The sequence below is a fragment of the Scytonema sp. UIC 10036 genome, assembly GCF_009725235.1.
In genome coordinates this window covers 19,573-30,061 of the sequence record NZ_WJFC01000168.1, presented here as the reverse complement: position 1 = coordinate 30,061, position 10,489 = coordinate 19,573, and the positions used below count along the sequence as shown (strand labels likewise).

Below are 10,489 nucleotides of genomic sequence, written 5' to 3'. Positions count from 1 at the left end.
CTATAAGAGGATGTTTGAAAAGTGGTTAGCTGTGATTTTAATCGCATTATTACCCCCCTTAATCCCCCCGATGTATTGGGGAGAAACAAGAGCAATTTGGTTCCCTCCCCAATACATCGGGGAGGGTTAGGGTGGGGTAAAAATATTTAATACATCAATCATAACTTTTCAAACATCCTCTAACAAAAAAAACAGCACAAACAGGGTTTTTCTAACTGCAAATATCCACTTTATATATATTATGAATCCAGAGCAACTCAGTTACGAACTGCGATTTGGCGACACCCCCGACTTAATTCGCCGTCGTTGGATTATTGGTCTATCTATGGTAAGCGCTACTATGGGAATCCTAGTTTCGCTTTATCAGACTGGAATTATTCGCCACTTGCCCGATCCACCCTTACCGTATTTTGACTCAGACCGAGTTGACGCGTCTAAATACGCATACAGTCGGCTTGAGACTCCTGATGGGCTGATGATGGTAACCAATTATGCCATCACAGCTTGGCTAGCAGGCGCAGGTGGTCAGAACCGAGCGCAAGAGAACCCATTATTGCCGATCGCAATGGGCGCTAAACTCCTTTTTGATGCAGTTACCGCACTTGAACTAGCTCGTGAGGAATGGAGCGAGAATCAAGCGTTTTGTGCGTACTGCCAGATTGCAACACTTTGCTCGCTCGCATCAATAGCGATCGCAATACCCGAAGTCCTCAGTGCCATCAATACCCTCACAAGCCAACATCATAATTCGTAATTCGTAATTTTATAGCCTTTCTCAGTCTAATGAGGTACACCCCCCTTTCATCCCCCCTTAGTAAGGGGGGACAGAGGGGGGTAATTTTTGTACCTCACTAGGTTGAAATTTGCTATAACTACGAATTACAAATTACGAATTATGAATTATTCTGTCACTGGTTCTGATTCTTTTTGTCCCATAGTCAAAAGAGCAGGAGGCATGGACGTTCCCATTGCTCGTGTTAGCGCTTCTGGTGGCTTATGGCGAGCAGGCGATCGTAAATACTCACCAGTCAGGATGCGTGAACCGGGCTTCATGTTGTGGGTAGTGCTGTAGTAGCGATGGCTCTGGGTAATTTTTCCCCGATCCTGCATAGAATCATTAGATATTTTTTTGCGAAGCTTAATAATAGCATCCATGATTGCTTCTGGACGGGGAGGACAACCTGGTATATACACATCTATTGGCAAAAGTTTATCAGCGCCTCGAACAGCTGTTGGAGAATCCGCGCTGAACATACCACCAGTAATCATGCAGGCTCCCATTGCGATAACATACTTTGGCTCAGGCATCTGCTCGTAAAGACGCATTGTCGGCTGAGACATTTTCACGTTTAAAGTGCCTGCCAAAATAATTAAGTCAGCTTGACGCGGGCTAGCACGAGGAATGAGACCAAATCTATCAAAATCGAATCGGGAGCCAATCATAGCTGCGAATTCAATAAAGCAGCAAGCTGTACCATACATCAGAGGCCACAAGCTAGATAGCCTTGCCCAGTTATACAGGTCATCTAAGGTCGTCAATATAACATTTTCTGAAAGTTGATTAGTCACTCCGTAGCTTGTTGGAGCTAGGATTATTTCTTTCCCAGATGAGCCATTTGGATTGTTTTCATTGGGATTCATGAATTTGTCCGGTTGCTTAATAAATTTAACGCTTGTCTTTTTTTTCAAAGCCTCTTCTATAAGAAGATAAATATTTTAGATAGCAATTTATTCTGCCATTAGAAATAGGCTTTTATTAAGTTAATATGTGATATGAAATACAATACAAAATATAAGATATTTCAGCCATAATACAGCCCAGATAAAATTTTTGTAGGTTGGGGAGCCTTTCGCTTGGGGAGTTTCGCCTGTTGAGGGAAGTGGCATTTGAACGAAGTGAAACTTAACAATGCCTGTATAATTAAGTTAGTTTTCGTGCCTCAACCCAACCTACATAATTACTGTGCAATGACCAATGAACGATGACAAATAACAAATAACAAATGGCAAATAACAAATGACAAAAGTTGTTTTTGGTAACGCTGCAAGCGAAGGTGCAAATCGTTGGGGATGGTTCCTCGGTCACTTCATAACCCCAACTGACGATCCCCGATCTACAGAAGAACTAGAATTAAAATGGGCTATCCATAAAGCTGGTGACAGCAGATCCGAATGGGCAGTCAACAACCAAGCGGCGACTATCTCCATTCTCATTCATGGGGAATTTCGCCTCAAATTTGAAGATAGGGAAATTTTATTGTCACGTGAGGGTGATTACGTTCTCTGGCGTGCAGGTGTACCCCATTCTTGGGTTGCTGAGTCTGACTGCACGATTCTCACTATTCGATGGCCTTCAAAACCGGGTGATAGTGTCGCCACCAGGAATTCGAGCAAATAAACGTAACAAAAAGATTCCGTTCTTGCTGTATAATATATAAAAATTCCCCAAAAGAGTTAAGGCCTCCAAAGGGGACAAGTAGTTTAAATAAACATTTTACTGATTTCTATGGTAGCAACATCAGACCTCTTTTGCCAGACCCCCATTTTAGTAAGTCACTTTAATTAGGAGTAAAATGGAGTTAACCGTAATATTTAACTCCATTTATGCAATATCTATCCCCACAGCAAGTTTACAAACAATATGGCTATCACCCTAAAACCCTAGCGGATTGGGCAGACGATGGAAAAATAGACTATATCAGATCCCCTGGCGGTCACAGACGCTATAGCCAAGCCTCCTTAGAATCCATTAAAGGTGGAACAGACCTACGTAAAGTAGTGCTATACGCTAGAATTTCAACAAGTGGTCAGAAACCAGAACTTGAGAACCAAATTAATTATTTAGGAAAAAATTACCCCAACTGTGTTTGTATATCTGAAATTGGATCGGGAATGAACTTTAAGAGCAAAAGGTTCATAGCTCTGATGGAGGATGTAACCAAGGGTCAGGTTAAAGAAATAGTTGTTGCACACAAAGACCGATTAGCTAGATTCGGTTTTGAATTCATAGAGTGGTTTTGTCAATTGCATAACTGCGCTATTACTGTTCTTAACAACGCCGAACTAAGCCCTCAACAAGAGTTAATGCAAGACTTTATGAGTATCATGCATTGTTTCAGTTCAAGATTGTACTTTTTACGGAAATATGAAAAAAAGATTGAAAAAGAGGTTGTCAATTTGGAGTAAAACGTAGTATTATGTAGTCAATGTCTGGAATTGGGTACGCCAATGGCGCGGAAAAAAGTAGTCCAAACAACTGAATATACGGTTACTAGGATTGCCTACTCTGTCGGTGGCCATTAAACGAAAACGCTCTAAAATGCAGTAACCAGTTTGGATGATACCAGCAATTAATGACATTTCTGCTTATTGCATAGCTTTAAGTAGATTTAGTTTACCCCTTGTAAAGATCCAAGAAGCAACCCAGGCACTCCTGGAAGCTTCATCAGATCTGTCTCTTATCCAACAAAGCATTGGCAAATTTGAATTTAACAGGGAACTAAAACGCTTCCAGCAGAATCCGAAAGATGTTAAAGAATATGTGGAACTGGCGCAATCGTATTCAGAATGCGACCCGGAAGAAATTTCCGCACTGGGCATCCTGAGCCTCAAGAAATTAACCCGTCCTTCCCTGACTCCTGTAAGAGAAGCCCTGGAAAATTTAACAGATATTACACCAACCAAAATAGAAAACCTTATCAAAACTCTTTGCAAGCGCGAGAGGAAACCTACTCAACTTAGAGACACCATCTGGGGCGAGGGAGGAATATTCTTTAATACGGGGGATATCTACGACCATCCCGAAGCTGGTATCGCGCTAGAGCGCATGGCAAAAAGTGAGGGCAAGACACCCCAAACGATCGCAGCCCAATCTATAGAACTGCGTCAGGAAATTGTTAAAGTTATTGAAACTCAAAGCCTCGTTACGGAAATATCTCTTCAAGCTTCTGTTGTAGAAGAAAATGATTCATCTTTGAGTGTCACCCTAAATACAAGCTTTCCCAAAGTTAATTTCCAAGGACAAGAGTTTCTATTATTAGACGCAACCAAAAAATGGATTCTGGAACTCGATCGACCCATGTCCGAAGCCTCGCTCCGTCAGCCCCCATACGCCTCCGATGAAAGTGTCGAACGTCAAAGAACCCTACAGAAAATTGCACAATACCAAGCCGATCTATTCCTGGAACAAAATCCTCCCACAACTCCCCTCTCAGAACTCTCTTCAGTTGAGCTAACAGCCGTTGAAGTCCTTTTGGAAGCTGCTACAGGGCAGGTGGATTGGAACAAAATCAAAACCGCGATCGCTAACATCAATCCTGACAGAAAAGAGAAAGTTTGGTTTGCCCTATCAAAAGACCAACGAGCTAGAGCACTAAAAGCTTTCCCACCGCACTACATTCTCTTAACCCAAGCCGTTAAAAAGAATCTTATCTACGAATTTCAAGAAGACAAATCAGGTAGGGCGATCCAGCTGAGAATCCGCAACACAGTACCGTCCATGTTTGATGAGTTAGTATCTATTGACAATTTAGAATCTTTTTTAAAGACTCTTTCTTCAAAGGAGCGGAGCGCTTCTAGTGGTTCATCGCATTAATTTTGATGGGCTGTCACCTCGTTCCCAGCCTCTGGCTGGGAATGCCTTACGGTGGGCTGCTGCCTCCTGTGCTCTCTCGACTTGCGAGGCGGAGCCTCTAGTAATGCATTCCCAGGTAGAACCTGGGAACGAGGTGGTATGAAGTTTTTACAGCCACTCAAAATTTTTGATTCAAGTAGCAATTCTTGGTCTGTTGCTTTTTGTTGCAATAAATATTTACTTTAACTACTTATTAAGGTAGATGTTTCTTCAACTCTACCGTCTGTTACTGATTTATAGGTAAAATATACGCATTAAGAACTTTGCTTCCAAAGCCTATGGACTCTTTAAGTGCTGATAACAAGTCAAAATTTCTAGAAGATTTGCAGTTACCTTTGTATAATAGTGAAGCTGATAAAAATAGTGACATTAATGTATTATTTAATACTCTAGAATTTTTAGAAAAGACTATAGAAATCTTAGAAACATTTTTTGCTAAAGTCAATCAAACCGATCGCACAGTTGTTCAATTAGAAAATTCTAAACAGAAAGATAGTCAAGTTATAGAATCTACTGCTCTTAACTCTGCTGAAAGACCAGAAATTGAAAATAGATTAGAGCTTGTATGCGAGCAAGTAGAAACGCTAAAGCAACTGTTGTATGACAAAGAGATAGAACTGCAGGAGATGAGGCAAGAGTTACAGGATACCAATATGGATTTGTGTCTTGCACTTAATTCACCTTGGTTATCACTTGATGAGGCTAAAGAATTAGTCAAAAAACTTTTGGCAAGTAAAAAGTCTAACAATGAAATTTTAGCAGAACTGCTCAGTACTATCTGTAATTCCACGGTCAAACCTTCAGAGTTAGAGCATCGAGAAATATCAAATTCTATTAAACCTTTAATAAGTCAGTCAGCCAATTATAAACTTACCAATAATAAAGGGATTTTAACTGAGATAATAGCGTTGAGAAAGAAGGCTTTTGAAACTCGGGCAAAATCTAAAATACTTAGAGAACAGTCTCGTGCAATTCAAGCTCAATGTAGAGAGCTTAGATCTCAAGTCATAGAACAAGGAATTAAATTTGTTGGTTCTCAAGCTTCATTTACTGCTCGTCAGCCTAACTTTAGGTACAGGCGAAAGCCGAAAAAAATTCATCGCGCTGACTAAAGTCAGCGCGATGAATTTCTCGATTTTGAAGAGAGATCTGATGGAATAGTGCAAGGGATATCGAATTTTTGTAGGTTGGGTAAACTCTTGTGGAAACCCAACAAATATCTGTAAATGTTGGGTTTCGTTCCTCAACCCAACCTACGTGTTTTTGTCGTTACATTTACTGCTTAACGGATTTCATCGACAGACTAATACGTTTTAGTTTCTCATTCACTTCCAGCACTTTGACTTTCACAACTTGTCCTACTTTCACAATTTTTTTGGGATCGTCTACAAATCTGTCAGCCAGTTGAGAGATATGCACCAAACCATCCTGATGTACGCCAATGTCAACAAATGCACCAAAGTTGGCAACATTGGTAACAATACCTTCTAGTTCCATTCCGACTTTTAAGTCATTAATTTCCTTAATTCCTTCTTTGAAGGTGGCATACTTAAACTCAGCCCTTGGATCTCTTCCCGGCTTTTCCAATTCGCTCAAAATGTCGCGTAATGTTGGTTCGCCAACGCTCTCGGTTACGTATTTTTTGAGATTGTTTTTTTTCAGTTGTTCGGCAATTGTGGTAATTTGAGTTAATGGAACTTTCAAATCGGATGCGATCGCTTCTACAACTGAGTAACTTTCTGGATGCACTGCAGTATTATCGAGTGGATTTTCACCATCACGAATGCGTAAGAAACCCGCAGCTTGTTCAAATGCTTTTGGTCCCAACTTCGGAACTTTTAACAATTGGCGGCGGTTTTTAAATGCACCATTTTGGTTGCGATAGGCAACAATATTATTGGCAACAGAAGACGTAATCCCAGAAACAAAAGTCAGAAGTTCTTTAGAAGCAGTGTTTAAGTCTACACCAACGTAGTTAACGCAGCTTTCAACAGTTTCATCCAATTTCTTCTTCAACAATTTTTGATCCACATCATGCTGATACTGCCCTACCCCAATAGATTTGGGGTCAATTTTGACAAGTTCCGCAAGGGGATCTTGCAAGCGACGCCCAATACTAACAGCCCCCCGAACAGTGACATCTAAATCGGGAAATTCTTCCAGAGCAACTTTGCTAGCTGAATAAATCGATGCCCCCGACTCGTTGACTATCACCTTAATGGGTTTTCTATCCAACGTTTGCAGGGTTTCCAAAACAAATTCATCCGTTTCACGAGAAGCAGTACCGTTACCAATAGCAATTAACTCTATTTTGTATTTCTCAATGAAATTTTTCAGAGTTTTTGCAGCTTCCAAACGCTGGTTTGCTGATAGATGGGGAAAGATCGCTTGATATTCTAAAAATTTACCTGTTCGATCGAGGACTGCGATTTTACATCCAGTCCGAAAACCCGGATCTATTGCCAAAGTGGGTTTCATACCTGCTGGTGCAGACAGTAATAACTCTCGTAAATTAGCTTCAAATGTTTTGATAGACTCAATGTCTGCAAAAGTTTTCTTTTCAGAAATAACTTCGTTCGCCAAGGATGTTTTCATCAAACGGTTGAAAGCATCTTTCAGCATTGCTTGATAGAAGTCCCGGACTGCACGGACTTTTGTTTTAATTTCTTTGGATTCCAAATAAGACAGGACAACATCTTCATCAAAAGAAATATCAAAAGACAAGATTCCCTCAGCTTCACCGCGACACAATGCCAGCAAATTATGAGGTGCGATATTTTGTACCCGCATTTGGTAATTGCGGTACATTTCAAATTTAGTTGTACCTTCTGGATAATCGTCCTTGATACGGGAAACAAATACTCCTTCTTCTAAAAGGTATTCTCGTATATAAGAACGGGACTCTGCCTTTTCTGCAACTTCTTCTGCAAGAATATCAGAAGCACCGCGCAACGCCTCTTCTGCAGTTTTGACACCTTTCTCTTCAGAAACGTATTTTGCTGCTTCCGCATCCAGAGAAGCGGCAACGCCATTTTTGACATTTAACGATTTAATAAAGTCTGCAAGCGGTTCTAACCCTTTCTCTTTTGCAACAGTGGCTCGCGTGCGACGTTTTGGACGGAAGGGTAGGTATAAATCCTCAAGTTCTGTCTTTTGCAAACAGGACTCTATCTTTTCTTTAAGTTCGTCAGTAAGTTTACCTTGTTCTGCGATCGCATTCAAAATTGTGGATTTTCTTTCTTCCAATTCTGTTAAGTAAGAATACCTATCTGCCAGTTGACGTAACTGAACTTCATTCATTTCCCCAGTACGTTCTTTGCGATAACGCGCAATAAAGGGAATTGTCGCACCCTCTGCCAAAAGATCCAGCGCGTTTTGCACCTGATAGGGTTTAAGGTCTAGTTCGGTAGCCAGTAATTTAGGAATGTTTAGCATCGGGTGTTGCAGTTGAAAACGCTACTTTTTTAAGGTAATACGCTAAAGATATTTATCAGCGCAAGTAGATAATGTTAAGCTAGTTTAACAGACTGATTCGGAATCTTGTATTTATACGCTGTTGTTATGAGTAACGTGTTCGAGCTAAAACTGAATAGCTGTTAAATTAGGCACAATTGTTACCGACAACAGACCTAATATACACACATTAACGCTTCTGCTATTAGCCCAGAGGTGAGGAAAAATGGCTTTGTTTTTTTTGATTCCGCTATTTACCGGCTTGGTAGGTGGCTATATCTTTAAAAAATGTAGTGACGAAATTGGGTATTTCGTGGGAATATTTGCAGCTCTCTGCTTTGCGTTAAGCTTGGTGTTAGCACCGTGGCAGGTTTTGCTTTTGCTGCTCCTCGTTATTCTCATCACCACCCAAAAACTTTTACAACGAGTAGAAGACCGTGATGAAAACTTAAATGACACTGGCCAAACAGAATTAACCGATCCCAGACGCCGGGTAACCGAGGAAGAAATAGGACGAAAGTACCGTGGTATGAGTTACTAAGCAATAATTTATACTGATACCGCAAACAGGAAAAACTTGCAGGAGTAAGCCTTTGACATTTCACAGGCAAAGCGGCTCCTGTAGTTTTGGTTACCGGGGCGAAAGGAATATTTCAGTGGTGTTGGCGTTCGCTCTTAGCGCAAGCCGTACCCGGCTTATTGCGAACGACAACGTTTTAAGAAATTTTTAATGACAATCTTTACCACATTGAGAAACTTTTGCCCACACTCTTGTTGTTTGAGTTGTACTGGGATTTGGTACAAATTCCACTTTAAGAACCTTCAGCTTCTCTTTAGGTTTAAGAACAGCCAGAGCTTTTTGTTCTTGATAACTAAAGTGAGGTAAGTGTGGTCTATTTCCCCTTAACGTTACTCCTGGTTTAACAGTTACAGTAACGATCGCTCCTGCTGACGGAACAACACGAGAGTCAGTAGATTGTAAATCTTCGCTTAAAGGTTTCCCAACCGATGCTGTACCTGGGTTACCGTTAACATTGCCTAAAAAAATCCAACCATCAGGAACAGGGACTGCTTTTAATTTTGAAGATGATGTCGCCGCAGACACTTGCTCGATACTTTGACTGGATTGTACCTGTCCGGATTCCGGTGATTTAATCGCAAAGAGATTGTGTTTTGGAATCCATGATAAGATTGTGCCAACTAAAGCTATAACCCCAGCACCTACAACAAATTTTCCGATTTCAGCAAATTGTCGGTTTTTCTCCGATTGTGCTTGAGTTTGTTGCGGCTCTTGCGGTTGGTGCTGTTCTTGTGTTTCTTCAAAGTTTATCGATTCAATATTTTCTTCAGAATTATTCGCCTGTTGTAAATTATTCAAGTGTGGACTCATCCACTCCTGAGCATCATGACTGTGAGAGTCTTCGGTTGTAGTTTGGACTCCATCAATACCAACAGCACGAGGTTCAATCTGTTCAATTGTTTCCCCAACAGCATCGGGTGTATTGGCGACAGAGTCCCAAACATCTTCAGGTATATCTTTTACTGTATCAACTTGACTAACGACAGAAGTATTAACCTGCTCTACTTGAGATTCATTAACTACAGGTAACGTTACCTCTTCAGGTTGCCCTTTTGCGTTTTCTTCGACAACGACTACACAAGAATCGGGCTGTTCAATAATATCGTTATTAAATACGACTTCTTCAGGAAATACGACTTCTTCAGTATTTGCACTAAAATTAACAACCTCAGCTACATTCCTAGCTGCGTCTACAACAGAAGGCTTCACCTGCTCAACTGTATCTTTGACTGTATCAACAACACCTACGACAGAAGGCTTCACCTGCTCAACTGTATCTTTGACTGCATCAACGGCACCTACTATTGAGGGCTTAACCTGCTCTACTGTGTCTTTTAATGCATCTCCCACACCATTAACACTATAATGAACAGCATCAGCTACAGTTTTAGCCGCACCCACAACACCTTCTACAGTGGCATTAACACGCTGAGCCGTACCCTTACCTACTAAAGCACCAGCAACAGCGCCCACTACACCGCCAACAGATCCTCCCACTCGGCGACCGAGCAAACCACCAATCGCTGCTCCAACTATTCCACCCCCTATGCCTGTTGCAGCTCGATAAGCTATACGTTGCTTCGCCCTGGGAAAGTCAGCTTTTTCTTGACGCTCAACAGGCTGCTTGCGATCGCTCATAGTTTCTCTCTCCCCTCGCTTAAGGCAGTATCAGACTCAACTGAAGCAGCTCGTTATTAATTCAAGATTAATTTAACAGTCATTAAATAAGAGGTTAATGACCCAAAGACATAGTTCTTTTAACTATGCTAAATGACATCATGCTCGGATGATGACTTAATAATAAAATTTATCAACGCTCGTTG

The 10,489-nt window shown here is 41.1% G+C and carries 9 protein-coding genes; 6 read left to right on the top strand and 3 right to left on the bottom strand.

Annotation, left to right across the window (positions count from 1 at the left end):
• Positions 1-241: 241 nt before the first annotated feature.
• Positions 242-754 carry a vitamin K epoxide reductase family protein gene (locus F7734_RS46035; RefSeq protein WP_155751035.1) on the top strand — a complete coding sequence of 171 codons (513 nt, stop codon included), beginning with the start codon at positions 242-244 and terminating at the stop codon, positions 752-754.
• A 146-nt stretch (positions 755-900) separates the two neighbouring features.
• Here the strand turns inward: F7734_RS46035 and nuoB are convergent, their stop codons facing one another.
• Positions 901-1,641 (bottom strand): NADH-quinone oxidoreductase subunit NuoB, encoded by a 741-nt coding sequence (gene nuoB, locus F7734_RS46030; protein ID WP_155751034.1) that lies wholly within the window; start codon positions 1,639-1,641, stop codon positions 901-903.
• A gap of 376 nt (positions 1,642-2,017) precedes the next feature.
• Between nuoB and F7734_RS46025 the strand changes: the two genes are divergently transcribed.
• From F7734_RS46025 to F7734_RS46010, 4 genes are all read left to right on the top strand, one after another.
• A complete protein-coding gene (locus F7734_RS46025) occupies positions 2,018-2,398 on the top strand; it encodes a signal peptidase I (protein ID WP_155751033.1) in 381 nt (126 codons plus the stop codon).
• A 206-nt stretch (positions 2,399-2,604) separates the two neighbouring features.
• Positions 2,605-3,186 (top strand): IS607 family transposase, encoded by a 582-nt coding sequence (locus F7734_RS46020; protein ID WP_155749359.1) that lies wholly within the window; start codon positions 2,605-2,607, stop codon positions 3,184-3,186.
• A 151-nt stretch (positions 3,187-3,337) separates the two neighbouring features.
• Positions 3,338-4,594 (top strand): hypothetical protein, encoded by a 1,257-nt coding sequence (locus tag F7734_RS46015; RefSeq protein ID WP_155751032.1) that lies wholly within the window; start codon positions 3,338-3,340, stop codon positions 4,592-4,594.
• Positions 4,595-4,911: 317 nt separating this feature from the next.
• Positions 4,912-5,745, top strand: a complete 834-nt coding sequence (locus tag F7734_RS46010) for a hypothetical protein (protein WP_155751031.1) — start codon at positions 4,912-4,914, stop codon at positions 5,743-5,745.
• A gap of 163 nt (positions 5,746-5,908) precedes the next feature.
• Here the strand turns inward: F7734_RS46010 and F7734_RS46005 are convergent, their stop codons facing one another.
• Entirely contained in the window at positions 5,909-8,068 is a 2,160-nt protein-coding gene (locus F7734_RS46005) for a Tex family protein (protein ID WP_155751030.1), read from the bottom strand.
• A 244-nt stretch (positions 8,069-8,312) separates the two neighbouring features.
• Between F7734_RS46005 and F7734_RS46000 the strand changes: the two genes are divergently transcribed.
• Entirely contained in the window at positions 8,313-8,627 is a 315-nt protein-coding gene (locus F7734_RS46000; protein ID WP_243147438.1) for a hypothetical protein, read from the top strand.
• Positions 8,628-8,813: 186 nt separating this feature from the next.
• Here the strand turns inward: F7734_RS46000 and F7734_RS45995 are convergent, their stop codons facing one another.
• A complete protein-coding gene (locus F7734_RS45995; RefSeq protein ID WP_155751029.1) occupies positions 8,814-10,304 on the bottom strand; it encodes a hypothetical protein in 1,491 nt (496 codons plus the stop codon).
• Positions 10,305-10,489: the final 185 nt, after the last annotated feature.

Bases quoted from the DNA above. Each gene is read 5' to 3' on its own strand.
- F7734_RS46035 (WP_155751035.1), top strand. From the start codon at position 242: ATGAATCCAGAGCAACTCAGTTACGAACTGCGATTTGGCGACACCCCC.
- F7734_RS46025 (WP_155751033.1), top strand. From the start codon at position 2,018: ATGACAAAAGTTGTTTTTGGTAACGCTGCAAGCGAAGGTGCAAATCGT.
- F7734_RS46005 (WP_155751030.1), bottom strand. From the start codon at position 8,068: ATGCTAAACATTCCTAAATTACTGGCTACCGAACTAGACCTTAAACCC.
- F7734_RS46015 (WP_155751032.1), top strand. From the start codon at position 3,338: ATGATACCAGCAATTAATGACATTTCTGCTTATTGCATAGCTTTAAGT.
- F7734_RS46020 (WP_155749359.1), top strand. From the start codon at position 2,605: ATGCAATATCTATCCCCACAGCAAGTTTACAAACAATATGGCTATCAC.
- F7734_RS46000 (WP_243147438.1), top strand. From the start codon at position 8,313: ATGGCTTTGTTTTTTTTGATTCCGCTATTTACCGGCTTGGTAGGTGGC.
- F7734_RS45995 (WP_155751029.1), bottom strand. From the start codon at position 10,304: ATGAGCGATCGCAAGCAGCCTGTTGAGCGTCAAGAAAAAGCTGACTTT.
- nuoB (WP_155751034.1), bottom strand. From the start codon at position 1,641: ATGAATCCCAATGAAAACAATCCAAATGGCTCATCTGGGAAAGAAATA.
- F7734_RS46010 (WP_155751031.1), top strand. From the start codon at position 4,912: ATGGACTCTTTAAGTGCTGATAACAAGTCAAAATTTCTAGAAGATTTG.